This is a genomic window from Brevundimonas sp. Leaf280, from assembly GCF_001422455.1.
GTDB lineage: Bacteria > Pseudomonadota > Alphaproteobacteria > Caulobacterales > Caulobacteraceae > Brevundimonas.
The window spans coordinates 77,320-102,512 of record NZ_LMNC01000008.1; the positions used below are offsets into that span (position 1 = coordinate 77,320).

Annotated in this window: 25 protein-coding genes; 9 read left to right on the forward strand and 16 right to left on the reverse strand. The window is 67.3% G+C overall.

Annotated features, from left to right (window positions below; all coding sequences use genetic code 11):
- Positions 1–8 precede the first annotated feature (8 nt).
- Positions 9–959 carry a DMT family transporter gene (locus tag ASF31_RS13425; protein WP_055755109.1) on the forward strand — a complete coding sequence of 317 codons (951 nt, stop codon included), beginning with the start codon at positions 9–11 and terminating at the stop codon, positions 957–959.
- Positions 960–963: 4 nt separating this feature from the next.
- Here ASF31_RS13425 and dut read toward each other — a convergent pair whose 3' ends face one another.
- Together dut and coaBC are read right to left on the reverse strand one after the other, a co-directional pair.
- A complete protein-coding gene (gene dut, locus ASF31_RS13430; RefSeq protein ID WP_055755110.1) occupies positions 964–1,419 on the reverse strand; it encodes a dUTP diphosphatase in 456 nt (151 codons plus the stop codon).
- Positions 1,416–2,645: a bifunctional phosphopantothenoylcysteine decarboxylase/phosphopantothenate--cysteine ligase CoaBC gene (gene coaBC, locus ASF31_RS13435; RefSeq protein WP_055755111.1), complete on the reverse strand. Its 1,230-nt coding sequence runs from the start codon at positions 2,643–2,645 to the stop codon at positions 1,416–1,418. The genes dut and coaBC overlap by 4 nt, the downstream gene beginning before the upstream one ends.
- 102 nt (positions 2,646–2,747) lie before the next feature.
- Here coaBC and ASF31_RS13440 point away from each other — a divergent pair, with 102 nt between their 5' ends.
- Complete coding sequence (locus tag ASF31_RS13440; protein WP_055755112.1) at positions 2,748–3,260, forward strand: hypothetical protein; 513 nt, start codon at positions 2,748–2,750, stop codon at positions 3,258–3,260.
- A gap of 35 nt (positions 3,261–3,295) precedes the next feature.
- Positions 3,296–4,165 (forward strand): HAD family hydrolase, encoded by an 870-nt coding sequence (locus ASF31_RS13445; protein WP_055755113.1) that lies wholly within the window; start codon positions 3,296–3,298, stop codon positions 4,163–4,165.
- A gap of 9 nt (positions 4,166–4,174) precedes the next feature.
- On the opposite strand, the gene ASF31_RS13450 is transcribed toward ASF31_RS13445, so the two are convergent.
- The 7 genes from ASF31_RS13450 to sdhC are packed head-to-tail and all read right to left on the reverse strand — an operon-like array spanning position 4,175 to position 9,192.
- Positions 4,175–4,522 carry a PilZ domain-containing protein gene (locus ASF31_RS13450; protein ID WP_055755148.1) on the reverse strand — a complete coding sequence of 116 codons (348 nt, stop codon included), beginning with the start codon at positions 4,520–4,522 and terminating at the stop codon, positions 4,175–4,177.
- Between the two features lie 43 nt (positions 4,523–4,565).
- Positions 4,566–5,363, reverse strand: coding sequence for a kinase (locus ASF31_RS13455; protein ID WP_055755114.1), 798 nt, complete (start codon positions 5,361–5,363; stop codon positions 4,566–4,568).
- A 1-nt stretch (position 5,364) separates the two neighbouring features.
- A complete protein-coding gene (locus ASF31_RS13460) occupies positions 5,365–5,685 on the reverse strand; it encodes a 2Fe-2S iron-sulfur cluster-binding protein (protein WP_055755115.1) in 321 nt (106 codons plus the stop codon).
- A gap of 53 nt (positions 5,686–5,738) precedes the next feature.
- Positions 5,739–6,533: a succinate dehydrogenase iron-sulfur subunit gene (locus ASF31_RS13465; protein ID WP_055755116.1), complete on the reverse strand. Its 795-nt coding sequence runs from the start codon at positions 6,531–6,533 to the stop codon at positions 5,739–5,741.
- A gap of 1 nt (position 6,534) precedes the next feature.
- Positions 6,535–8,319 (reverse strand): succinate dehydrogenase flavoprotein subunit, encoded by a 1,785-nt coding sequence (gene sdhA, locus ASF31_RS13470; protein WP_055755117.1) that lies wholly within the window; start codon positions 8,317–8,319, stop codon positions 6,535–6,537.
- 7 nt (positions 8,320–8,326) lie between these two features.
- Positions 8,327–8,731 (reverse strand): succinate dehydrogenase, hydrophobic membrane anchor protein, encoded by a 405-nt coding sequence (sdhD, locus tag ASF31_RS13475; protein ID WP_055755118.1) that lies wholly within the window; start codon positions 8,729–8,731, stop codon positions 8,327–8,329.
- Entirely contained in the window at positions 8,728–9,192 is a 465-nt protein-coding gene (sdhC, locus tag ASF31_RS13480) for a succinate dehydrogenase, cytochrome b556 subunit (protein WP_017506653.1), read from the reverse strand. Before sdhC ends, sdhD begins: the two co-directional genes overlap by 4 nt.
- Before the next feature lie 206 nt (positions 9,193–9,398).
- On the opposite strand from sdhC, the gene ASF31_RS13485 reads away from it, so the two are divergent.
- The 3 genes from ASF31_RS13485 (at position 9,399) to alaS (ending at position 13,808) form a co-directional block, all read left to right on the forward strand.
- Positions 9,399–9,992: a hypothetical protein gene (locus tag ASF31_RS13485; RefSeq protein WP_055755119.1), complete on the forward strand. Its 594-nt coding sequence runs from the start codon at positions 9,399–9,401 to the stop codon at positions 9,990–9,992.
- A gap of 37 nt (positions 9,993–10,029) precedes the next feature.
- Positions 10,030–10,890 carry a pirin family protein gene (locus ASF31_RS13490; RefSeq protein ID WP_055755120.1) on the forward strand — a complete coding sequence of 287 codons (861 nt, stop codon included), beginning with the start codon at positions 10,030–10,032 and terminating at the stop codon, positions 10,888–10,890.
- A gap of 272 nt (positions 10,891–11,162) precedes the next feature.
- Positions 11,163–13,808, forward strand: a complete 2,646-nt coding sequence (gene alaS / locus ASF31_RS13495; RefSeq protein WP_055755121.1) for an alanine--tRNA ligase — start codon at positions 11,163–11,165, stop codon at positions 13,806–13,808.
- Positions 13,809–14,189: 381 nt separating this feature from the next.
- Here alaS and ASF31_RS13500 read toward each other — a convergent pair whose 3' ends face one another.
- From ASF31_RS13500 to ASF31_RS13510, 3 genes are all read right to left on the reverse strand, one after another.
- Positions 14,190–14,744 carry a DUF2939 domain-containing protein gene (locus ASF31_RS13500; RefSeq protein WP_055755122.1) on the reverse strand — a complete coding sequence of 185 codons (555 nt, stop codon included), beginning with the start codon at positions 14,742–14,744 and terminating at the stop codon, positions 14,190–14,192.
- A 50-nt stretch (positions 14,745–14,794) separates the two neighbouring features.
- Positions 14,795–15,376 (reverse strand): DUF2939 domain-containing protein, encoded by a 582-nt coding sequence (locus ASF31_RS13505; RefSeq protein ID WP_200918644.1) that lies wholly within the window; start codon positions 15,374–15,376, stop codon positions 14,795–14,797.
- Positions 15,377–15,506: 130 nt separating this feature from the next.
- Entirely contained in the window at positions 15,507–16,727 is a 1,221-nt protein-coding gene (locus tag ASF31_RS13510) for an NADP-dependent isocitrate dehydrogenase (RefSeq protein WP_055755124.1), read from the reverse strand.
- 308 nt (positions 16,728–17,035) lie between these two features.
- Between ASF31_RS13510 and ASF31_RS13515 the strand changes: the two genes are divergently transcribed.
- The 3 genes from ASF31_RS13515 to ASF31_RS13525 are packed head-to-tail and all read left to right on the forward strand — an operon-like array spanning position 17,036 to position 19,298.
- Positions 17,036–17,248 carry a DUF2945 domain-containing protein gene (locus ASF31_RS13515; protein WP_017506660.1) on the forward strand — a complete coding sequence of 71 codons (213 nt, stop codon included), beginning with the start codon at positions 17,036–17,038 and terminating at the stop codon, positions 17,246–17,248.
- A complete protein-coding gene (locus tag ASF31_RS13520; RefSeq protein WP_055755125.1) occupies positions 17,245–18,393 on the forward strand; it encodes a DUF1176 domain-containing protein in 1,149 nt (382 codons plus the stop codon). Before ASF31_RS13515 ends, ASF31_RS13520 begins: the two co-directional genes overlap by 4 nt.
- Complete coding sequence (locus tag ASF31_RS13525) at positions 18,390–19,298, forward strand: NAD(P)/FAD-dependent oxidoreductase (RefSeq protein WP_255353581.1); 909 nt, start codon at positions 18,390–18,392, stop codon at positions 19,296–19,298. The genes ASF31_RS13520 and ASF31_RS13525 overlap by 4 nt, the downstream gene beginning before the upstream one ends.
- Positions 19,299–19,307: 9 nt before the next feature.
- Here the strand turns inward: ASF31_RS13525 and ASF31_RS13530 are convergent, their stop codons facing one another.
- The 4 genes from ASF31_RS13530 to truB all read right to left on the reverse strand — a co-directional run bounded on the left by ASF31_RS13530 (position 19,308) and on the right by truB (position 25,101).
- Positions 19,308–21,140 (reverse strand): DUF885 family protein, encoded by a 1,833-nt coding sequence (locus tag ASF31_RS13530; protein WP_055755127.1) that lies wholly within the window; start codon positions 21,138–21,140, stop codon positions 19,308–19,310.
- A gap of 148 nt (positions 21,141–21,288) precedes the next feature.
- Positions 21,289–23,523, reverse strand: a complete 2,235-nt coding sequence (pnp, locus tag ASF31_RS13535; protein ID WP_055755128.1) for a polyribonucleotide nucleotidyltransferase — start codon at positions 23,521–23,523, stop codon at positions 21,289–21,291.
- A gap of 298 nt (positions 23,524–23,821) precedes the next feature.
- Positions 23,822–24,091: a 30S ribosomal protein S15 gene (gene rpsO, locus ASF31_RS13540; RefSeq protein ID WP_017506665.1), complete on the reverse strand. Its 270-nt coding sequence runs from the start codon at positions 24,089–24,091 to the stop codon at positions 23,822–23,824.
- An 80-nt stretch (positions 24,092–24,171) separates the two neighbouring features.
- Complete coding sequence (gene truB / locus ASF31_RS13545; protein WP_055755129.1) at positions 24,172–25,101, reverse strand: tRNA pseudouridine(55) synthase TruB; 930 nt, start codon at positions 25,099–25,101, stop codon at positions 24,172–24,174.
- Positions 25,102–25,193: the final 92 nt, after the last annotated feature.

The following is a 25,193-nucleotide window of genomic DNA, read 5'->3' on the forward strand; positions in this document are numbered from 1 at the left end:
CGCGCGACATGGTCGCCGCCGCGCGGCCTTCGCCTGATCCATCGAAAGCCGCGGGCGAGGATGTCGTCCGCGGCATTCTTCTGCGCATCGCCGCCGCCGGCTGTTTCTCGATCATGACGGCGACGTTGAAGCTGGCGTCGCAGGACGGTGTCGCGGCGCCGGAAATGCTGTTCTACCGCGCCTTCTTCGGCCTGCCGGTCGTGCTGGCCTGGGTGCTGACCCAGCCGGGCGGGCTGTCGGCCCTGTCGACACGCCGCCCCCTGGCCCATCTGGGACGCAGCGCCCTGGGCGTCGCGGCCATCCTGTGCCTATTTCAGACGCTGACGCTGCTGCCCCTCGCCGACGCGACGACCCTCAGCTTCACCGCTCCGATCTTCGCCACCATCCTGTCCTTCTTCGTGCTGAAGGAGGCGGTCGGCCCGCGCCGCTGGGCCGCCGTTGCGGTCGGTTTCATCGGCGTGATCGTCGTCATGCGACCGGGCGTCGGCCATTCGCTCCTGCCGCTGGCGGGCGTGGCCTTCGCCCTGATCGGGGCGGTGCTGACGGCCGGCGTGACCATCACCCTGCGCCAGCTGCGCGACACCGAACACGTCGCCGCCATCGTCTTCTGGTTCTTCGTCGCCTGTTCGGTCGTGGGGGCGATCCTGCTGCCCTTCGTCGGCCATTGGCACGCGCTCGCCACCTTCGGCCTGCTGATCGGATCGGGCATCGCCGGCGGCCTGGCCCAGCTGTTCATGACCGCCTCGCTGCAAAAGGCCCCGGTCGCCGTGGTCGCGCCCTTCGACTATCTCCAGATCGTCGGCGCCATCGTCTTCGGCTGGTGGCTGATGTCCACGACGCCCACCCTCACCACCCTGGCCGGCGCCGCCCTGATCGCCAGCAGCGGCCTCTACACCGCCTGGCGCGAACATATTCGCCGTAAGGCCAGCCTCATCCAGCCGACCGGGCCGCTGGTTTAGGGCGTCAGCGCCCCGTCGATCCGAAACCGCCAGTCCCGCGCGCGGTCTCGTCCAGCGTCTCGACCTCGATCCAGTCCGCGCGCTCATGCCGGGCGATCACCAGCTGGGCGATGCGTTCGCCGCGACGGATGACGAAGGGCTCAGCGCCGATGTTGGCCAGGATCACGCCGCACTCGCCGCGATAGTCGCTGTCGATGGTGCCCGGCGCATTGGGGCAGATGATGCCGTGTTTCAAAGCCAGTCCCGAGCGCGCCCGCACCTGGGCCTCATACCCCAGCGGCAGGGCGATCTTCAGCCCCGTGGGCACCAGCATCCGTTGACCCGGGGCCAGGGTCATCGGCTGATCCTCGGGCACGGCGGCGCGCAGATCCATGCCCGCCGAACCGGCCGTTTCATAGGCGGGCAGGGGCAGACCTTCGGAATGTGACAGACGCAGGATCTGGATCGGGGTCTCGGTCATTCGGGGGCCTTGAAATGATCGGCGATGCGGGCGGCGACAGCCCGGGCGATGGCGGTCTTGGACTGGCGCGGCCAGGTCTCGGTCTTGTCGGCAGTGACCAGCAGGACGGCGTTGCCGTCCGATCCGAACACGTCGTCGGACACGTCATTGCCCAGGATCCAGTCGCAGCCCTTTCGCGACAGCTTGGCGCGCGCATTGGCTTCCAGATCCGTCGTTTCGGCGGCGAAGCCGATGACCAGGGCCGGGCGGTTCGGACCGGGCGCGGCAACGCCGGCCAGGATGTCGGGGTTCTCGATCAGGGCCAGGGTCGGCGGGCCGCCCGGTCCCTTCTTGATCTTGCCGCCGGCGATGGTGTCCACGCGCCAGTCGGCTACGGCGGCCGACAGCACGGCGATGTCGGCGGGAAGGGCGCTCTGCGTCGCCGCCTGCATCTCCAGCGCGCTCTCCACATCGATCCGCGTCACGCCGGTCGGCGCCGCCAGCGCCGTCGGCCCCGACACTAGCGTCACCTCGGCCCCAAGTTCGGCCAAAGCGGCGGCTATGGCGTAGCCCTGTTTGCCGCTGGAGCGGTTGGTCAGGCCCCGCACCGGGTCGATCGGTTCGAACGTCGGCCCGGCCGTGACCACGGCCTTGCGTCCCTTGAGCGGTTGTCCGGCCGCGCCTGCCAGCAGGCCCGAAATGGCGTCCAGGATCGCGGCGGGCTCCGCCATCCGACCCGGCCCATATTCGCCGCAGGCCATCTCTCCGTCATCCGGCCCCACCACCGCCACGCCATGGAAGCCGGGAAAGGCCTTCAACCGCTCCGTATTGGCCTGAACCGCCGGATGCTCCCACATCCGCACATTCATCGCCGGCGCCAACAGCACCCGTTTGTCCGTGGCGATCAGGGTCGTCGAGGCCAGGTCGTCGGCCAAACCGTTCGCCGCCTTGGCGATCAGCCCGGCCGTCGCAGGCGCCACCACCACCAGATCGGCCCAGCGCGACAGCTCGATATGGCCCATGCTGGTCTCGTCGTCCGGGTGGAACAGGCCCGACCTAACCGGATGGCCGCTCAGCGCCGTCAGCGACAGGGGCGTGACGAACTCGGCCCCGGATTCGGTCAGAATGACCCGCGTCTGCCCGCCCGCCTTGGCGATCAGCCGCACCAGCTCCAACGCCTTATAGGCCGCGATGCCGCCGCCCACGATCAGCAGGATCTTGCGGTTCGAAAGGAGGCGATTGTCCATGCCCACGGTCTAGCCGCCGCGCGTGACGGCGTCGAGACGAGAACATTGCACGAACAATAAAGTTGTGCTTTCGTCGCGCCCAGCGAGTATCTGGAGGGAAGAATGAGAACGCTGACGAGGGGAGGGGCCGCGCTGGTCCTGTGCGGTCTGCTGGCGCTTGCCGGCTGCGACAACAGCTCGGCGGTCGAGACGCGGGAAAGAACCACGACCACGCCCATCGCCTCGGCCGGGCCAGTGGGTGTCTCGGTCTCCACAACGACGACCGAGGAGGTCAAACCCGTCCTGACCGCCAATCGGCGCGAAACCGTCGACGCCAAGATCGCCCGTCTCTACGACCGCAACGGCGCAGACTTCGGCGCACGCTCGGCCGAGGATTATCTGACGAAGGTCACGGCTTTCACGACAAAGCCTCCGCGCGACGCCGAGACCGTCAAACGGCCCAATGGCGACACCCTGATCTATCAGGCCTCGACCAACACCTTCGCCGTGGTGGCCCGCAACGGGTCGCCCCGCACCATGTTCAAGCCGACGACGGGCGCCGACTACTGGGCCGAGCAGAAGGCGGCGGCGCCCACCTTCGGTCAGCGGCGCCAATCGACGGGCGCGGCGGGCTGATATAGAGGGCGGGTTCCACCAAGGATCTCGCCCCCATGTCCGATACGGCCGAACCCAAGACCCCGCTGCTGAAGACCGCCCTGATCTATGATTTCGACGGCACCCTGGCGCGCGGCAATATGCAGGAGGTGTCCTTCATCCCCTCCGTCGGCATGGGCATCGGCGCCTTCTGGGAAGAGGCCGAGCGCCTGACCAAGGACGCCGACGGCGACGGCATCCTGATGTACATGCAGCTGATGCTTCATCACGCGCGCCAGAACGGCGCCCCGGTGACGCGCGAGACCCTGCGCCAGCACGGCGAGGCGGTGGCTTTGTTCGAGGGTCTGAAGGATCTCAGCTGGTTCGACCGGATGAACGCCTTCGGGGCCAAATACGGGCTGGAGATCGAGCATTACATCATCTCCGCCGGGCTGGAGGAGATGATCGACGGCACGCCGATCCGCCCCGCCCTGACCCACGTCTTCGCCTCCCACTATGTCTATGACGACAGGGGCGAGGCGGCCTGGCCGGCGGTCGGCGTCAACTACACCACCAAGACCCAGTATCTGTTCCGCATCAACAAGGGCGTGAAGAACCACTGGGAGCACGAACGCATCAACCACTTCATCCCCGACGACGAGCGCGCCGTGCCGTTCGACCGGATGATCTTCATCGGCGACGGCGACACCGACGTGCCGACCATGAAGATGATGCACACCAAGGGCGGCTTCTCGATCGCCGTCTATGATCCGCGCTCGAACGAGCGGGATCAGAAGAAGGTCTATTCCCTGATCTCGGAGGACCGGGTGAACTTCGTCGCCGCCGCCGACTATCGTGAGGGATCGGCGCTGGACCTGATCGTCAAGGGGCTGGTGGGCCGCATCGCCATCAACGCCGGCTCCATGCCCGCCGATACGACGGACTAACCGGGCCGGTCAGCGCCCGCCGGCCCTCAGCCAGGCGTCGCGCGCGGGCATCAGCCTCGCCGGCGCCAAGCCTCTCAGCGACTTGGCCCCGGTCTGCTTCAGCCCGGCCTCCTGCCCACGCTGCCAGACGACGGTGGCGGGATAGGCGACGCCCGCGGCCACATCGACCACGACCACCTCGCGCGGCAAGGCCCCGCCCCGGTCCAGCCGCAGCTTCATCCCCGCGTCCGACAGATCGACGATCAGACACGCCGTCTCCAGGCCGGGCGCGCAGATGACGCCGCGCGCGTTTGCGGGTCGGCGCGCGCCCATGCGGCGGTCGGGCTCGACGGCGGGCTTGGATCCAAACAGGCTCATGGTCCGATAACGCACAGATGCGGCTCAGGCGCCAAGCCCGCCTTCAAGGCTGCGAAACCCCGCGGTCCCGGTCCAAGGCGACGATCAGGTTCGCCTCCACGCCGCCCGTCATCATATGCCGGCTCAGGCGCTCATAATGCTGGATGAAGACCGCCAGGGCCGCGCGTCGCTCGGGCGATACGGCGTCCTGCCCCATCAATCCCGCCTCCTGCTCGCAGCGCCAGTCCATCACGACATCGAACCCCGGCGCTTTCAGAAAGATCAGGGCGTCCAGCCGCCCGCGCAGGTGGGCATAGGGCTGACCCAGCGCACCATTGACCGCCCTGCGCCATTCGGCCCCGACGTCCTGCCGGGCTTCCAGGGCGTTGATCGGCGCAACCAGGTCCGCCTCGGCCTGCGGCGTCGCGCCTAAGCACCATCCCTCCAGCACGATGACGCGCGGCCGACCTTTCACGACTGGCCAGTCCGCCACGGCCGCCCGGTCGTCGGCCAATTTGTCGAAACGCGGCAGAGGCGTCAGATCGGCCGGCCCGGCCGCCTGCAACCGATCCAGCAGACGGTTCAGAAGGCCCAGGTCATGCGTCCCCGGCGGCCCGCGCGTGGCGAACAGCGGATGCACCCGCGCCGCCATGGCCGCCCGCTCCGCCTTGGTCAGATAGACGTCGTCCAGCGACAAGCTCGCCCCGCCGAACCGGTCGGCGACGGCCTTGGCCAGGGTCGATTTTCCCGAACCTTGCGAACCTGCGATCCCCAGGACCGGCGGCGGACTGTCTCGGCCCATCGCCTCGGTGCGCTGCTCGATCCATCGGCCGATCCTGTCGATCAGCCGCGCGTCGATCATCTCAGTGCTGGTTTTCCGGCAACCGCACGATCAGGCCGTTCAGCGCCTCCGACACCCGGATCTGGCACGACAGGCGGCTGTTCGGCTCGACCTCTTCGGCGAAGTCCAGCATCGACTCTTCCATGGCCGACGGCTTGCCCGTCGCCTCGCGCCAGGCGTCATCGACATAGACATGGCAGGTCGCGCAGGCGCAGGCCCCGCCGCAGTCCGCGTCGATGCCCGGCACATTGTTGCGGATCGCGCCTTCCATGACGCTCAGCCCTGGCTTCACGTCGACGACGTGCTCGGTTCCGTCATGCTCGATATAGGTGATGCTGGCCATGCGCCGCTCTTAAACGAGGCGGCGCCGGAGGCAAGGCCCCCGGCGCCGGATACTCAGGCCGCCTTCTTGCGGCTCGGCGCGACCATCAGCTTCTTGGTCTCGGCGATGGCCTTGGCCGGGTTCAGACCCTTGGGGCAGACCTGGGCGCAGTTCATGATCGTGTGGCAGCGATACAGTTTGAACGGGTCTTCCAGGTCGTCCAGACGCTTCTGGGTCGCGTCGTCGCGGCTGTCGGAAATCCAGCGATAGGATTGCAGCAGCGCCGCCGGGCCCAGGTACTCTTCCTGGTTCCACCAGTAGCTGGGGCACGAGGTCGAGCAGCAGGCGCACAGGATGCACTCGTACAGGCCGTCCAGCTTCTCGCGCTCGGCCGGGGTCTGCAGACGTTCCTTTTCGGGGTCCGGCTCGTCCGATTGCAGATACGGCTGGATCGAGTCGTACTGGGCGTAGAACAGGCTCAGGTCCGTCACCAGGTCCTTGACCACCGGCTGGTGGGGCAGGGGGGAGATGGTGATGTTGTTGGACGCGCATTCGTCCCAGCCCTTGGTGCAGGCCAGGGCGTTGCGCCCGTCGATGTTCATCGAGCACGAGCCGCAGATGCCCTCGCGGCACGAGCGCCGGAACGACAGGGTCGGATCGATGGTGTTCTTGATGTGGATCAGGGCGTCCAGCAGCATCGGGCCGTGGTCGCCGGTCGGCACCTCATAGGTGTCCCAGCGCGGATCGGCGTCGGTTTCCGGATCGTAGCGATAGACCTTGTAGGTCTTCACGTCCTTGGAGCCCGGCGCGGCCTTGTGGACCTTGCCGGTCGTCGGCTTGGAGCCTCTGGGGAGAGTAAGCTGGACCATCTTAGTAAACCCGCGCCTTCGGTTCGATATACGCGATGTCGTCGGACATGGTGTAGTTGTGGACCGGACGATAATCGATCTGGACCTGCTCGCCCGGACGCTTCCACGCCAGGGTGTGCTTCATCCAGTTGACGTCGTCGCGATCGGGATAGTCCTCGCGGGCGTGGGCGCCGCGCGATTCCGTGCGGTTCAGACCGCCCTCGATCGTCACCATCGCCTGGGCGATCAGGTTGTCGTACTCCAGCGTCTCGACCAGGTCCGTATTCCAGATCAGGCCGCGATCGGTGGTCTTGATATCGGCGCCGGCCGCCTCGATGGCGCGCAGCTTGTCGGTGCCCTGCTGCAGGGTCTCGCCGGTGCGGAACACCGCCGCATCGGCCTGCATCGCGCGCTGCATCGACAGACGCAGTTCGGCGGTCGGAGTCGAGCCGTCGGCGTAGCGGAAGCGATCCAGGCGGGCCAGGTGCTGGTCGGTCTGGCTCTTGGAGGCCGATGGCACGGCCGAGGCCTTGTCGACGACTTCACCGCAGCGAAGGCCGACGGCGCGGCCGAACACCACCAGGTCGGTCAGGGAGTTGGAGCCCAGGCGGTTGGCGCCGTGCACCGAAACGCACGCCGCCTCGCCCACGGCCATCAGGCCCGGAACCACGCTGTCGGGGTTGCCGTCGCGCAGCGTCAGGACTTCGCCGTGATAGTTCGTGGGGATGCCGCCCATGTTGTAGTGGACGGTCGGCAGGACCGGGATCGGCTCCTTGGTCACATCCACGCCGGCGAAGATCTTGGCCGACTCCGAGATGCCCGGCAGGCGCTGGTGCAGGATCTTGGGATCCAGGTGGTCCAGGTGCAGGAAGATGTGGTCCTTGTTCGGACCCACGCCACGGCCTTCACGGATTTCGATAGTCATGGAGCGCGAGACCATGTCGCGCGGGGCCAGGTCCTTCACGGTCGGCGCATAGCGCTCCATGAAGCGCTCGCCTTCCGAGTTGGTCAGATAGCCACCCTCGCCACGCGCACCCTCGGTGATCAGGCAGCCGGCGCCATAGATGCCGGTCGGGTGGAACTGCACGAACTCCATGTCCTGCAACGGCAGGCCGGCGCGCAGCACCATGGCATTGCCGTCGCCGGTGCAGGTGTGGGCCGAGGTGGCGCTGAAATAGGCCCGGCCGTATCCGCCGGTCGCCAGAACCACCATCTTGGCGCGGAACTGGTGAAGCTGACCGTTGTCGAGCTGCAGGGCCGTCACGCCGGTGCAGGCGCCGTCCTGCATGATCAGGTCCAGCGCGAAATATTCGACGAAGAACTTCACCTCGCGGCGCACCGACTGGCCGTACAGGGTGTGCAGGATGGCGTGGCCGGTGCGGTCGGCGGCGGCGCAGGTGCGCTGCACCGGACCTTCGCCAAAGTTGCGGGTCATGCCGCCGAAGGCGCGCTGATAGATCTTGCCTTCTTCGGTGCGGCTGAAGGGCACGCCCCAGTGTTCCAGCTCATAGACGGCCTTGGGCGCGTTACGGACCAGATATTCGATCGAGTCCTGGTCGCCCAGCCAGTCCGACCCCTTGACGGTGTCGTACATGTGCCACTGCCAGCTGTCCTCGCCCATGTTGCCGAGCGAGGCGGAGATGCCGCCCTGGGCCGCGACGGTGTGCGAGCGGGTGGGGAAGACCTTGGTCACGCAGGCGACCTTCAGCCCCTGCTGGGCGGCGCCGAGCGCGGCGCGAAGGCCCGAGCCCCCGGCGCCGACGACGACGACGTCGTATTCGTGATCGGTCAGTTCGTAAGCGGCCATCAGGTAATCAGGCTCCGAAACCAGCGGGCAGCGGCGCCGAACCCAGCGCCAGCCGCACGATGAAGAAGACGCTGGCGGCGGCCAGCACCAGGAAGACGACGTTCAGCAGCAGGACCAGAAGGCCGCGCGTTCCGACGTTGGGCACGTAGTCTTCCAGAATGACTTTCCAAGCCAGGCTGACGTAGCCGAAGAAGATCACCGAGGTGATCGCCATCAGGGCCGCGTTCAGCGGATTGGCGAACCACGCCATCGCCGCGTCATAGCCGGCGCCCGCCAGGGTGAAGCCGGTCGAGGCGACCCACAGACCCAGCGGCAGCAGGGCCACCAGCAGGATGCGCTCGATCAGCCATTCGCCGGCGCCGTGACGCTCGGAGACCTTGACGTTGTTCTTGAACTTTGCGGCGCCGCTCACAGCGAAACCCTCCCCGTGGCGAACAGCACGACCCAGAACAGCACGGCCAGCGGGATCGGCCCCCACACGGCGATGTTCGACAGGGCGGTCGCCGACTTCACCGTCAGCCCGTTGCCGGTGTCGTTATAGGTGTGGCGCGCGCCGTTCAGGATGAAGGAGAACAGCACGACCGTCAGACCGAAGAAGACCAGCAGGCCCAGCGGCGATCCGGCCAGATCGAGCGCGCTCTGGAACGCCTCGGGCCCGAACGCCAGCGCGCCCAGCCAGGCCAGGACGAACAGCACGCCGACCGTGGCGGCAATGATCGTCGCGCGGAACAGGATCGAGGCCGTCATGGTGACGTGCCAGCGCCAGACGCCCATGTGGGGCGACAGCGGCGCGATATGTCCGTTCGGTTGAGTGACGAAGCGACCCGTCCGGTCGCTTGAGGCGCCACCCGGCGTCGGGTTGGGCTGGTTCATGCGAATGGTTCTCAAAAGCGAATGAATTCAATCGCCGTGTGCGGTTGCGAAGGCTTTTGTGACCCTGTGGGGCCGGTGTCAACGCACAGACCCCCAGATCGACGGATTGTGCGGTTTACGTCGGTTCCATCACGACGGATCACGTTTGCGTTCCGCGTCCGTTCGACGGCTAGGCGACGCGCCCGGCGATTTGGCAGGGTGGGCTCATGTTGCTGCTCGCCTTGATTTCCGCCGTCGCCCTGGAGCCCGCCATTCAGACGACGGGTCTTCTGGAAGCGACGCCTGAGACCTATCGCGCGCCGGCCGTTCGCCCCTATCAGCCGCCATCCCGGTTCGGGCGCGAAACGGCCGAGGGGGACGCCGCGACCGACCTGCATCGCCGCCCCCTGACGGCTCCGGTCGCGGTCGACGACTACGCCGGCGACTATGAGTTCAGCCCCTCCGACAGCCAGACAACCTATGATCAGGGCGTGGCCCAGGCCGCGATCGACGCCGAAGCCGCAATGGGCCCGCTGGACGGCCGCTGGCGCATCGCCCAGCCGGACGGAAAACCCTTGCTGTCGCTGTCCCTGACCGACCGGGGCGAGGGCCGTCGGGTAGAGGGCGCCTGGCGACGTCTGGATGCGCCGGCCGGGGTCGACCGAACGGGCTTCGCCGGCCCGGTCTCGACCCAGGGCGAGGTCGTCGTCATTCCTCTGTCCGAAGGTGAACTGCATCTGCATCCGGCGGCGGACAGCTGGGCCGGCGAATGGATCCGGGACGGACGCGCCCGTCGCGTCACGGCGACCCGTCCAGGCTGATCTCGCCACCGCCGATCCGCCACCCTATATGTAGCGAATGACCCGGCCCCGTTCCGTCCTTCGCCTGCACCCCGCCCATCGCGACGACATCGGCGACCTGACCACCCGCCGTCCGGTGCCCGGCCCCGGCCTGGACCAGGTCGATCCCTTCCTGTTCCTGAACCACCACGGGCCCCAGACCTATGCGCCGGGCAACGCCGGCCTGCCGTTCGGCCCGCACCCGCACCGGGGCTTCGAGACCGTCACCTTCATCCTGGACGGCGAGCTCGCCCACAACGATTCCGGCGGCGGCGAGAGCATCATCAAGGCGGGCGGGATCCAGTGGATGACCGCCGGCTCGGGCCTGATCCACGCTGAGCTGTCGCCGGCCGCGTTCAAGCGCGACGGCGGGCCGATGGAGATCCTGCAGCTGTGGGTCAACCTGCCGTCGCGGCTGAAGATGACCAAGCCGGACTATGTGGGCCTGCAGAAGATCGACATCCCGACCTTCACCACCGAGGCCGGCGTCACGGTCGAGCCCGTCTCCGGCGACTGGCTGGGCGTCAAGGCGCCGATCCAGTCCCTGATCGACATCCATCTGGCGGTCGTGCGCCTGCCCGCCGGCGCGACGTTCGAGACGCCCGTCGCCCCCGGCCGCAACGTCTTCCTCTATGGCGTCAAGGGCGAGATCGCCGTCGCCGGAACCCCGGTGCCGCAATGGAACGTCGCCGCCCTGACCGATGGCGACACGGTCCAGATCACGGCGACCACCGACGCCGTCGTCCTTCTGGGCCACGCCAATCCCATCGGCGAGCCGGTCTTCAGCCACGGCCCTTTCGTCATGAACACCCGCGACGAGATCATCCAGGCGATCCAGGACTACCAGTCCGGCAAGTTCGGCCCGCCGCCGAGGGTGTGAAGCGGGCGCTTTCGTCTCCTCCCTGCTTTGCGGGGAGGTGGCGCGGCGCTCCTTCAGCGCCGTGACGGAGGGGCTCTTCGGAGCGTCACCGATCCAAGGGACGTGAGGCGGCACAACCCCTCCACCGCTCCGCGGTCCCCCTCCCCGCAAAGCGGGGAGGAGACATCGTCTTCTCTGGGGCGCGCGCCTCTCCCCGCGCAGATGATGCGCTCCCCGCCAAAACCCTATATGACGCCGGTTCCTAGCGACCGCCCCAGCCGAAGACACGCCGAATGCCCAGCCTGAACGAGATCCGCGCCACCTACCTCGACTATTTCGCGGCGGACGGCCACGCCAAGGTCCATTCGGCCCCGCTGGTGCCGCAAAACGACCCGTCGCTGCTCTTCGTCAACGCGGGCATGGTGCCGTTCAAGGACTATTTCACCGGCGCCGCCAAGCCGCCCTATCCGCGCGCCACATCGTCGCAGAAATGCGTTCGCGCCGGGGGCAAGCACAACGATCTGGACAACGTCGGCTACACCGCCCGTCACCTGACCTTCTTCGAGATGCTGGGCAACTTCTCCTTCGGCGACTACTTCAAGGAGCACGCCATCGAGAAGGCGTGGAACCTGGTCACCCAGGACTTCGACCTGGACCCCAAACGCCTGCTGGTCACCGTCTATATCGACGACGACGAGGCCGCCGCGATCTGGAAGAAGGTCACCGGCTTCTCCGACGACAAGATCATCCGCATCGCCGGCTCGGACAACTTCTGGGCCATGGGCGACTCCGGTCCCTGCGGCCCCTGCACCGAAATCTTCTGGGACCACGGCGACAAGATCGCGGGCGGCCCTCCCGGCTCGCCGGACGAGGACGGCGACCGCTACGTGGAGATCTGGAACAACGTCTTCATGCAGTATGAGAAGGAGAACGATCAGATCGTTCGCAACCTTCCCAAGCCCAGCGTGGACACCGGCATGGGTCTGGAACGGATGACCACCGTGCTCCAGGGCGTGCATTCGGTCTTCGAAACCGATCTGTTCAAGACGCTGATCGCCGCGTCCGAAGACGCCACCGCGACCAAGTCGGACGGCGACCAGGCCGCCAGCCACCGGGTTATCGCCGACCACCTTCGCTCGTCGTCCTTCCTGATCGCGGACGGCGTCACGCCGTCGAACGAAGGCCGGGGCTATGTGCTGCGCCGCATCATGCGCCGCGCCATGCGCCACGCCCACCTGCTGGGCGCAGCCGATCCCCTGATGCACCGTCTGGTCCCGACCCTGGTCGCCGAGATGGGCGACGCCTATCCCGAACTGGCCCGCGCCCAGCCCTTCATCGAAGACACGCTGAAGCAGGAAGAGGTCCGCTTCCGCACCACGCTCGGCCGCGGCATGGCCCTGTTTGACACGGCGGTTCAGGGCTTCCGTCCCGGCGACATGCTGGACGGCCAGACGGCCTTCACCCTGTCCGACACCTACGGCTTCCCGCTGGACCTGACCCAGGACGAGGCGCGTCGTCGGGGCTTCTCGGTCAATGTCGACGGCTTCGAGGCCGCCATGGCCGAACAGCGCCAGCGGTCGCGCGAGAACTGGAAGGGCTCGGGCCAGACCGCCAACACCAACGAATGGCTGGCGATCCGCGACCGGATGGGGCCGACCGTCTTCACCGGCTATGACAATATCGAAGGCTCGGGCGAGGTCCTGGCCCTGATGAACGCCGGCGCGCCGGTCGAGACGGCCGAGGCCGGCGACATCGTCGAGGTTCTGTTCGACACCACCCCCTTCTATGCCGAAAGCGGCGGCCAGGCCGGCGATCACGGAACCCTGGAATGGCCGGGCGGAGAGGCCGAGGTCATCGACGTGCGCAAACACGCCGGCGACCTGCACGTCCTGGTGGCCCAGGTCACGGCCGGCAAGCTGGAGATCGGGACCCGCGCGGCCCAGTTGGTGGACGCCGAGAAGCGCCGCACCAGCCGCGCCAACCACTCCGCCGCCCACCTGCTGCATACGGCGCTGAAGAATGTGCTCGGCCCCGCAGTCGCCCAGAAGGGTCAGCTGGTCGACGCCGAGCGCGCCCGTTTCGACTTCAGCCACGGCGCCCCGCTCACCGAGGCCGAACTGTCCGCCATCGAGACCGAGGTCAATGCCGTCATCCGCCAGAACGTCCCGGCGGAAACCAAACTGATGGCGCCGCAGGAGGCGATCGAGGCCGGCGCCATCGCCCTGTTCGGCGAGAAATACGGCGACGAGGTCCGCGTCCTGACGCTGGGTCGCTCGCTGGTCAGCGACAACGCCCCCTATTCGGTCGAACTGTGCGGCGGCACCCACGTCGCCCGCACCGGCGACATCGCCCTGTTCAAGATCGTTCAGGAAACCGGCGTCGCCGCCGGCGTGCGCCGCATCGAGGCCCTGACCGGCGAGGCCGCGCGGCAGTATCTGCTGGCCCAGGCTGGCGTCGCCCGTTCGCTGGCCCAAAGCTTCAAGGTCCAGACCGCCGACGTCCCCGCCCGCGTCGACAGCCTGACCGCCTCGGTCAAGTCGCTGGAGAAACAGGTTGCCGAGCTGAAGAAACAGCTGGCCCTGGGCGGCGGCTCGGGCGCCGCGTCCGCGCCTGAGGAGATCAACGGCGTCAAGCTGATGGCCCGCGTGCTGGACGGCGTGGACGGCAAGGGTCTGCGCGGCGTCGCCGAGGACTTCAGAAAGCAGGTCGGAACCGGCGTCGTCGCCCTGATCGGCGTCACCGAGGGCAAGGCGGCGGTCACCGTCGCCGTCACGTCTGACCTGACCGACCGCGTCAACGCCGCCGACCTCGCCCGCGCCGCCGTCATCGCCATGGGCGGCCAGGGCGCCGGCGGCAAACCCGACTTCGCCCAAGGCGGCGCCCCGGATGGGTCGAAGGCCGAAGACGGTCTGGCGGCGGTCCGAGCGGCGCTGGCGTAAAAATACGATGACCTTCTCCCGTTGGGAGAAGGTGGCCCAAAGGGCCGGATGAGGGTCGGCCGGCGGACCATGTCGCACCAGCCGACCCTCACCCTTTCGCGCAAGTACGATCGCTGCGCGCTCGTGCGCTCAAGCCCTCTCCCAAAGGGGGGTAATCCATCGCAATTTCGAACCTGACAGCCTTGCAACTCAGCGGCTTGCCCGGTCGCAGCGTCTGCTTCCTGAGCATGCCTCGGGGACGGCCTATATTCTTCGCTCACCACAGAGGAGGCCGCACACCCAAGGCGAAAGTGCGCTAACTGCACCCCCTTTCTGATCGGCGCCCCGCCGTCCAATCAGACGAATTAGACACTTTAGACGGTGTTTTTGTCCCCGACCGTCTCAACCCATCGGGTCGGGCGTCAGATCGACCCCGGCCAGCTTCCAGGTGAAGGGCGTCCGGCGTTCCATGATCAGCACCAGCGCATCGTCCGGCCGGTCGTCGCGCGTCAGGGTGACGGCGAAGGTGTTGAGCCCGCGATAGGCCCAGGATTGGCGGATCTTGTCCTTGTCGACGGCCGGCGTGTCGTCGGCGGGCACGGGCCGTTCCGGCTCGGGCGTCTCGCCTGAGCGGACCATGGCGGCGATGCCTTGCGGCGTGACGAAGTTGTCGACCGCCCCCTCGACCAGCGACGGGGCCAGCAGCATCCCCAGCGCCGCCAGGCCCGTGTCGCCCTTGGTCCGGTTGCGGATTTCCAGCGCCGCGCGCGCGTTCAGCTCGCTCTTCAGGCTGGTGCGGAACGCCGGGAAGTCCACCTGCCGCTCCAGCCCGGCCGCATCTCCCGTGCGCGCGGCCCGCACCAGCGCTTGGGCGGCGATGAAGGGCGAGACGAACAGGGCGACGACCACGCCGATGACGACGGCGATCAGGATTCCGGTGATGATCTTGCGGCTCATGTCGTCTCCTTGGAAAGCCAACGCAGGCTGGGCGGCGTCGGTTGCCGGGTTTATCGCGGGGTGACGGTGACGGCGGGCGTCGCCGGGGCCGTCCCGTCGGGCAGGCCGATGTGAACCAGCTTCCACTCGAACGGCCCGCGCCGCTCGAAGGTAAACAGGGTGCGCGACCCGCCCTGATCCGTCACCGCCATCCGCGCCCGGTTGACGCTCCAGTAGGCGGGGCTGGGCCAGGGCTTGCGGCTGCGTTCCGAGGCCGGCGCCACGCCCGCCGACGTGCGCTGGCTGGCGTATCGGCCCTCGCCCTTCAGCAGGGCGTTGAGGGCGGCGGGCGTCAGATAGGCGTCGACGTCCGGCTGGCGCAGGATCGGGTTCTGCTCGATCTGACGCCGGAAGGCGCCGATGGGGTCTTCCAGGAAGGACGGCGCGGGCGCCATCGCCTCGGGCCGTCCCGCCAGCTGCGGCCGCAACGATTGGCGCACGGCGTTGAAGTCGATCAGCCGCGCCAGCCCCGCCACATCGTTCGCCTCAGCCGCCGACCGAATGGCGAAGAAGGCCACTGCGGGCGCCGCGAAGAAGGACAGCACCGCCACGACCACCGCCGCCAGCACCAGGTTTCCGAACAGCCGCTTCACGAACGCACCCTCATTACCGCCGATCATGCACGCCCCGGCCGATCCCACAACGAAAAGCCCCGCCGGATCGCTCCGACGGGGCTGGTATTCTTGCGTTCCTCCCCAGCGCAGCGGGGGAGGAACGTCGTCCTCAGCCCACGTCCGGCAGAGCGGTTTTCAGGTTCTCGGCGACCTTGTCGAGGAAGCCCTCGGTGGTCAGCCAGCCCTGTTGGTCGCCGACCAGCAGCGCCAGATCCTTGGTCATGTGGCCGCTCTCGACGGTGTCCACGACCACCTTCTCCAGCGTGTCGGCGAAGGTCGCCAGCGCCGCGTTGTCATCCAGTTTGGCGCGGTGCTTGAAGCCGCGCGTCCAGGCGAAGATCGAGGCGATCGAGTTGGTCGAGGTGGCCTCGCCCTTCTGGTGCTGGCGATAGTGGCGGGTCACGGTGCCGTGGGCGGCTTCCGTCTCCAGCACCTTGCCGTCCGGCGTCATCAGGACCGAGGTCATCAGGCCCAGCGAGCCGAACCCTTGAGCCACCACGTCCGACTGCACGTCGCCGTCGTAGTTCTTGCACGCCCAGACGAAGCCGCCCGACCACTTCATCGCGGCCGCGACCATGTCGTCGATCAGGCGGTGCTCATAGGTCAGGCCGCGGGCCTTGAACTCGGCGGCGTAGTGTTCGTCGAACACTTCCTGGAACAGGTCCTTGAAGCGGCCGTCATAGGCTTTGAGGATCGTGTTCTTGGTCGACAGATAGACCGGATAGTTGCGCTGCAGGCCATAGGCAAAGCTGGCGTGGGCGAACTCGCGGATCGAGGCGTCCTGGTTGTACATGGCCATGGCCACGCCGGCGCCCGGGGCCTTGTAGACCTCGTGCTCGATGACTTCGCCGTCCTCGCCGACGAACTTGATCGTCAGGGTGCCGGGGCCGGGCATCAGGAAGTCGGTGGCCTTGTACTGGTCGCCGAAGGCGTGGCGGCCGACGACGATCGGCTGGGTCCAGCCCGGAACCAGGCGCGGCACGTTCGAGCAGATGATCGGCTCGCGGAAGACCACGCCGCCCAGAATGTTGCGGATGGTGCCGTTCGGCGACTTCCACATCTTCTTCAGGCCGAACTCCTGCACGCGGGCTTCGTCCGGGGTGATGGTGGCGCACTTCACGCCGACGCCGTGCTTCTGGATCGCGTGGGCCGCGTCGATCGTCACCTGGTCGTCGGTGGCGTCGCGGTGCTCCATGCCGAGGTCGTAGTAGTCCAGCTCGAGATCCAGGAACGGGAAGACCAGCTTGTCCTTGATCATCTGCCAGATGATGCGGGTCATTTCGTCGCCGTCGATGTCGACGATGGGGTTTTCGACCTTGATCTTGGCCATGCGTGCGGTCCGCCTGTGACTGTGGGGAAGGGAATGTCGTGGCGGCGGTATAGCGAGGCCGCGCGCCCGCGCAAACCCCGCCGCCCGTCGTCGCCGCCCGGAATAACGCAGATCCATCCTGAACCCTTTGGCGGGTGCGGACTTCTCTTTGGCTTGGCAACAGTGACGGACGGCAGGATGACGGAGGAAGAGCGCCAGCTGGTGGATCGTTGGATCGTCACCTTCTGCGAGGCGCCGCCCGTGGTCGACGCGGAACTGATGCGCAGGCTGATCGCTGAACAGGAAGCGACACAGCAGGAGTCATCGTCATGTCAGAAAAGACGTTCAAGGCCGGCGACAAGGTGAAGTGGGACCACAGCCAGGGCACCACGACCGGCAAGGTGGTCAAGAAGGTCACCTCGGAAACCAAGATCAAGGGCCACAAGGTTGCGGCTTCCAAGGATAATCCGGAGTATATCGTCGAAAGCGCCAAGACCGGCGCACGCGCGGCGCACAAGCCGTCGGAGTTGAAGAAGGCATGACCCCGAACGGCCTGTGGCGCGGCGTCGCCCTTTCGGCCCTTGTCCTGTCTGCGCTGTCCATCGCCGGATGCGGAGACAAGGATGCGGCCAAGACGCCTGCCGCGACCAAGGCCGCCGGTCCGTCTGCACCGGCCGCCGCTGCGCCGGTGCTGCAGATCCGCCCTGAAACCAAGACCTTCCGGGACTGGAGCGCCACCTGCGGCAACGACGGGACCTGTTGGGCCTTCGGCTTCGCGCCCGAGTACGCCGCCGGCTGGGTCCGTATCATTTTGGCGCCCGGCCCGGACGCCCAGCCGCAAATCCTCTTCGGCTATTGGCCCGACGGCGACGCCAAGGGCGCCGGCCCCCTCAGCCTGACCATCGACGGCCGCGCCTATCCGGCCGTGCTCGGCGAGGCGAGCGACGCAGAGGCGCCCGTCGGTGAAATCCGCGACGGCGCCCGCGCCGCCCTCGCCGCCTTGGCCCAAGGCAAGGTCATGATCATTCGCGGCGCCTCGACCCAGGAGGTCTCGCTGCACGGCGCAGCCGCCGCCCTGTTGTGGATCGACGAGAAGCAGGGACGTCTGGATACGCCAACCGCCCTGATCCGACGCGGCGACCGCCCGGCCGCCCTTGTGCCGATCGCGCCGTCGCTGCCGACGGTGACGCCCGCTCCGGCCGTCGATCAGGCCGGTTTCGGCGATCAGAACCAGCGCCTGCCCGCCGCGCTGCGCGCTCGCACCGAGGTCGGCGACTGCCTCAAGGCGTCGGCCATGCCGGCCGTCAGCGACATGGTCATGTCCGCCCGGCTGGACGCCCGCACCGAGCTGTGGGCCGTGCCCTGCGGATCGGGGGCCTATAACGTCACCCACAATTGGTATCTGACAGGACCGGGCGGTCGCGACCCCCGGCCCGCAATCCTCGCCGGATCGGCAGGTCCGGGCTCCGATCCCGTCATGCCGGACAACGCGACCGTCAACGGCGCCTATGATCCCAAGACCCGAACCCTGTCGGCCTTCGCCAAGGCGCGGGGCATCGGGGATTGCGGCGCGGCGCAGACCTGGGCCTGGACGGGACAGGGCTTCACCCTGACGCAGGAAAGCGTGATGGGCGAATGCGCCGGCGTGCCGTCCGACCTTTGGCCTGTCACCTGGCGAACGCGGTGACCGATCCGGAGGTTCTGATCATCGGCGCGGGTCCGGCCGGCCTGACGGCGGCGACCTATCTGGGGCGCTTTCGTCGGCGGAGCCTGGTGGTGGATGGCGGGGCGCCCCGCGCCTGCTGGATCCCGCTCAGCCACAATATGCCGGGCTTTCCGGCCGGCATCACCGGCGCCGACATCCTGAAGCGGATGCGCGAACAGGCCGAGGAATATGGCGCGGTCGTCGAACCGGGTCGCGTCCGGAGCCTGACCCACGACGGCGACGGCTTCGTTGCTGAGATGGATGGCCGCGCTATCCGCGCCCGCGCCGTCCTGCTGGCGACCGGGGTCGTCGATCATCATCCGGATCTGCCCGGTGTCGAAGCGGCGGTGCAAAAGGCGCTGGTCCGCATCTGTCCCATCTGCGACGGCTATGAGGCGACCGACAAGGCTGTCGCCATCATCGGCCAGAGCGACAAGGGCGCGCGCGAGGCCGCCTTCATGCGCACCTATTCCGACCGTGTGACCTTGATCCATATCGGCGCGCCCGACGCGCTCAGCCGGCGTGACGAACTGGAACGGTTGGGCGTCGAACTGATCCTGGCGCCGCTGGACGCGATCGATATCGAGAACGACCGCGTGACGGCCCTGAGTTACGCCGGCCAGAGCCGCGCGTTCGACCTTGTCTATTCGGCGCTGGGCACATCGCCGAACGCCGAACTGGCCCGGGGGCTGGGCGCGCGTCTGGCCGACGACGGCCGGTTGGAGGTCGATCTGCATCAGGCCACCAGCGTGCCGGGCCTGTATGCCGCCGGCGACGTCGTGCGCGGCCTCAACCAGATCGCCGTCGCGACCGCGGAAGCCGCCGTCGCCGCCACCGACATCCACAATCGCTTGCGCCAAGCGGACGGCCTGACCCTCGCCGACTGAGCGCGGCAACTAGGCCTGGGTCGCGACCCAGCCGTCGACGATCCGTTCCAGCACCGACAGGGGCACGCCGCCGGCAGCGAGCGCCGTGTCGTGGAAGCCCTTGATGTCGAACTTGGGCCCCAGGATCGTCTTGGCCTTTTCGCGCAGGCGAACCCATTCGTTGTGACCGACCTTGTAGGCGCAGGCCTGGCCCGGCCAGCCGCAGTAGCGCTCAACCTCGGACGTCGCCGCGCCTTCCTGATCGCCATAGGCCTCCATCATGTACCGGATGCCCTGTTCGCGGCTCCAGCCCTTGGAATGGATGCCGGTGTCGACCACCAGGCGCGCGGCGCGGAACATCAGCGATTGCAGGTAGCCGATCTGACCCACCGGATCGTTCTCATAGGCGCCCAGTTCGTCGGCCAGCTGTTCGGCGTACAGGCCCCAGCCCTCGACGTAGCTGGAGAAGCCCAGCAGGTTCATCAGCAGAGGTGCGGACTCGCTCTCCTGCTGCAGGCTGATCTGCAAGTGGTGGCCCGGCGTCGCCTCGTGATAGGTCAGGGTCGGCAGGGTCCAGGACGGCCATTCCGCCGTGTCCTTCAGATTGATCCAGTATATGCCGGGCCGCGTCCCATCCAGGCTGGGCGAGTTGTAATAGCCCATCGGCGCGCCGGCCTCGATCTCGGGCGGGACGCGCTTGATCTCGACCTTGGCCTTGGGCAGACGGCCGAAGGCGTTGGGCAGGCGGGCCTGCATGTCGGCCATTTGGGCGTTCAGCTTGGCGATCAGCTCGGCCTTGCCGGCGTCGGTGTTGGCGTAGACGTATTTGGGATCGTCCCCCAGGGCCTTGATCCGCTCGGCGACCGAACCCTGCGTCAGGCCTTGCGCCTTCAGCAACACATCGGCGCGCGCCGTCAGATCGGCCATCTGTTCCACGCCGGTGCTGTGGATCTCGTCGGCGGTCAGCCGGGTCGTGGTGATGTAGCGTAGGCTATTGGCGTAATACTGCTCGCCCTGCGGCAGGCGGCGCACCGAGGCCTCGTGCACGGCGTTCGGCTGGGCCGCCTTCAGGACGGCGTTCTGGGCGGCCAGGGCGGGATAGACCCGCTCGTTCACAAGCCGTTCGACCTGGGCGCCCCAGTCGCCGGTCAGGCCCTTGGCGCGGGCCCGATCCACGACCGACTGGGTCAGGGGCGAGGTCGCCGCCGGCGTCGCCAGGACGCCATCCTGCTGGCGGATCGCCTTGGCCAGGATGAAGTCGGGCGGGATGACGCCCAGCGCATAGTCTTCCTTCAGTCGATCCGTCTCGGCCAGCAGCACGTCGGCGAAGGCGTTGACGCGGGCGACATAGGCGTCGGCGTCGGCGGCCGTCTCGATGGTGTGCTGGTTGGCCAGGAAGTCGGGCGTGGACTGATAGGCGCCGCCCTGCTGGCTGACGCGGTACGGATTGGGCCAGCCGCCCTGGCCGTAGGGAATGTCGTAGGTGGCGATCACCCCGTCCAGATTCTGGGTCAGGCTGTCGTAGTAGTTGGCGTTGCGGGCATCGAGTTTAGAGCGGTCGATGCGGGCCAGTTCGGCGCGCTGGCGACGCGTGAAGGCGCGCTGGTCGTCTTCCTCGGCGCGTGTCGGAACGGTCAGTTTGGACTTGGCGGCGGCGCGGTCGCCCTTGTCCAGGCCGAACATGGTGACGACCTCGGGGCTCTTATCCAGCGTCTGCTCGAACGTCGCGTCCATGAAGGTCTTCAGCTGGGCGGCGTCGTCGCCCTGCGATGCCCCGGCCTGACGAGCCAAGGCGGGGCCGCCCACGGCGACGAGGCCGGCGCCCAGGGCGGCGGACTGAAGAAGACGACGACGATCGAACATGGAGCGGCCCCTCGAAATTTGGATGCGGCAATGGAGACCGCAGGCGCGGGCGCGGCAAGTGAAATCGCGGACAGCTGTTGCGCGGCCCCAAAGAAAAAGCCCGGCGGATCGCTCCGCCGGGCCTCATCAGTCTTGGATGCCAGGTCGCTTAGTCACGACGACGACGTCCGCGATCGCCACCGCGATCCCCGCCGTCACGTTTCGGACGACCGCCGGTGTCTTCCGACAGGGGCTCTTCGCCGCGCTCGGCGCGCTCGGCGTTGATCTTGGCCGTCAGGTCTTCACCGGTGGCCTGATCGACGACCTTCATCGACAGCTTGGTCTTGCCGCGATCGTCGAAGCCCAGGAACTTGACCTTGACCTCTTGGCCTTCCGACAGGACGTCGGCCGGATTGGCGACGCGTTCCAGTGCGATCTGGGACACGTGGACCAGGCCGTCCTTGGCGCCGAAGAAGTTCACGAAGGCGCCGAAATCGACGACCTTGACGACCTTGCCGGAGTAAATGGTTCCGACTTCCGGCTCCGAGGCGATAGACTGGATCCAGGCCTTGGCGGCGTCGATCTTCTCCTGGTCGTTGGCGGCGACCTTGATGGTGCCGTCATCGCCGATGTCGATCTTGGCGCCGGTCTTCTCGACGATCTCGCGGATAACCTTGCCGCCCGAGCCGATCACTTCACGGATCTTGTCGACGGGGATCTTGACCGTTTCGATCTTGGGCGCGTGTTCACCCAGTTCGGCGCGCGGCGCATCCATGGCCTTGGACATCTCGTCCAGGATGTGCAGGCGACCGGCCGAAGCCTGGGTCAGGGCCTGCTTCATGATCTCCTTGGTGATGCCAGCGACCTTGATGTCCATCTGAAGGCTGGTGATGCCTTCCGACGTGCCGGCGACCTTGAAGTCCATGTCGCCCAAGTGGTCTTCGTCACCCAGGATGTCCGACAGGATGGCGAACTCACCCGACGGCTCCAGGATCAGGCCCATGGCGATGCCCGAGACCGGACGGATCAGCGGCACGCCGGCGTCCATCAGGGCCAGCGACGAACCGCAGACCGTGGCCATCGAGGACGAGCCGTTCGACTCGGTGATCTCGGAGACCAGACGGATGGTGTAGGGGAAATCTTCCTTGGTCGGCAGCATCGGACGGATCGCGCGCCAGGCCAGCTTGCCGTGACCGATTTCGCGACGGCCGGGCGAACCCATGCGGCCCGCTTCACCCACCGAATAGGGGGGGAAGTTGTAGTGCAGCAGGAAGTTCTCTTTGTAGGTGCCCTGCAGGCTGTCGATGTACTGCTCGTCCTCGCCGGTGCCGAGGGTGGCGACGACCAGGGCCTGGGTTTCCCCACGCGTGAACAGGGCCGAACCGTGGGTGCGCGGCAGGACGCCGACTTCCGACACGATGGCGCGGACCTTGTCGAGGGCGCGGCCGTCGACGCGGTGCGCGTTCTCGATGATGTCGCGACGCAGGACCTCGGCTTCGCATTCCTTGAAGGCGGCCGAGAACTTGGAACCGTCGACGCCGTCGGGGTTCTCGTCGGTCTTCACCAGCTTGGCGGCGGCGGCCTTCTTGGCGGCGTCGACGCCCGAACGGCGCTCGTATTTGCCGGCGTGGGTGTAGGCGCTCTTGATGTCTTCGCCGACCAGAGACTTGATCGAGGCGACAACGTCGGAGTGGTCTTCGGCCTGGAAGTCGAAGGGCTCCTTGGCGGCGTGTTCAGCCAGTTCGATGATGGCGTCGATCACCGGCTGCATGCCCGCATGCGCGAACATCAGGGCCTCGAGCATCTTCTCTTCCGACAGCTCCTTGGCTTCGGATTCGACCATCATCAGGGCGTCTTGCGTACCGGCGACCACCAGGTCGAGGTCCGAGGACGGGATCAGGTCGATGGCGGGGTTCAGCACCAGCTCGCCGTCGATCAGGCCGACGCGCGCGGCGCCGATGGGGCCCATGAAGGGCACGCCCGAGATAGTCAGGGCGGCCGAGGCGGCGACCATGCCCAGAACGTCGGGGTCGTTTTCCATGTCGTGCTGCAGCACGGTCACGACGACCTGGGTCTCGTTCTTGAAGCCCTTGACGAACAGCGGGCGGATCGGACGGTCGATCAGGCGGGAAACCAGGGTTTCCTTCTCGGACGGACGGCCTTCACGCTTGAAATAGCCGCCCGGGATCTTGCCGGCGGCGAAGGTCTTTTCCTGATAGTTGACCGTCAGGGGGAAGAAATCCAGACCGGGCTTGGGCGCGCGGCCATAGACGACGGTGGCCAGAACCACGGTCTCGCCGTAGGTCGCCAGCACGGCGCCGTCGGCCTGGCGGGCGATGCGGCCCGTTTCCAGGGTCAGCGGGCGGCCGGCCCAGTCGATCGTCTTGCGTTTGATGTCGAACATATTTCGTCTTTCGTATCCCGGACGGCGTATTCCGTGCGGGGTCCCATCATGGGGCGGATGCGTCGGCGTTCAGTCCTTCGATCCAGAGGCCGCCGCGCCATCGCGACGACCGGGAGAGGACCGTCATGGCCCTCGCAGCTGCGCCGGTAAGTCCTGCGGCGCACAGGTCGTATTTTTGTAGTCACGCTTCCCGGGCGGCCAACCGGCAGCCACTTGGCCTGGAAGCGCTTAGTTGCACAACGAGGCGCGGACGTGACCGCCCGCGCCTCGAAAGCGTATTCTACACTGTTCCGACGCCTTAGCGGCGCAGGCCCAGTTTGGAGATGAGCGCCTGGTAGCGACCGGCGTCGACCTTGTTCAGGTGGTCGAGCAGGCGGCGACGTTGCGACACCATCTTCAGAAGGCCACGACGCGAGTGGTTGTCCTTCTTGTGGGTCTTGAAGTGTTCGGTGAGGTTGGCGATGCGCTCCGACAGGATCGCGACCTGAACCTCGGCCGAGCCGGTGTCGCCGGCGGAGCGGGCGTTATCGGCGATGATCTCGTGCTTGCGTTCAGCAGTAACCGACATCGTAAGAGTCCTTTCTTGGCCTATCGCGCTACGCGCTACTTGAGGCCGTGGGGTCTCGGCCCTTGCCGGATGGCGCGGGCCTAGAGGTTGAAAACGCGGTCGGGTTCTAGCCGGCCGGCCCGCAACTGACACAGAGCGACGAGGGTCTGGCCCTGAAAGGCTGAAACCGTGCGCGAACCGCTGGTGAGACGATCCTTGAGGGTTTCCACCTGACGGGGGAGCAGAACGATCGGGCGTCCCTGCCGAAGCGAGAAGGCGTCCTGTTCATTCACGGCCAATTCCGGGATGTCGTCCAGAGCGGTCGCGACGGCAAGCAAGCCTTCCGAGGCGGCGCCCCTATGCACCATTTCCTCCAGAGAATCCAGAGTGACGGCGTTTTGCGTGCTGAACGGCCCGACCCGCTCGCGTCTCAGGGCGCTGACATGACCCTCGGCGCCCAGAACCGCAGCCAGATCGCGCGCCAGCGACCGCACATAGACGCCCTTGCCGGTGCGGATTGTGATTTCAACGTGGTCGGCGTCGGGCGCGTCGCTGACCTCGGCGGAATGGATGGTCACGCGGCGAGCCTGGAGCTCGAACTCGACGCCGTCACGCGCCAAGTCATAGGCTCGGGCGCCGTCCACCTTGATGGCGGAAAAGCGCGGCGGGGTCTGATCGATCTCGCCGACGAAGGCGGGCAGGGCGGCCTTCACTTGATCGACCGTGGGTCGCACGTCGGAGCGGCCGATGATCTCGCCCTCGCGGTCCACGCTGTCGGTCGAGACGCCCCAGTTGATGGTGAAGCGATAGACCTTCTGCGCCTCCATCATCATCGGCACGGTCTTGGTCGCCTCGCCCAGCGCGATGGGCAGGATGCCGCTGGCCAGCGGGTCCAGCGTTCCGGCGTGACCGGCCTTCTGGGCGTTGAAAAGGCGACGGATGCGGCTGACGGCCTCGGTCGATCCCATCTCGAACGGCTTGTCCAGGCAGACCCAACCGTCGACGATGTCGCCCTTCTTCTTGCGGGCCATCGTCAGATCCTCCCCTGCGAAGCGGGGGAGGGGGACCACGAAGTGGTGGAGGGGGCGGACGCAAGGCCGGTGTCTGGGGTCGCCCCCTCCAC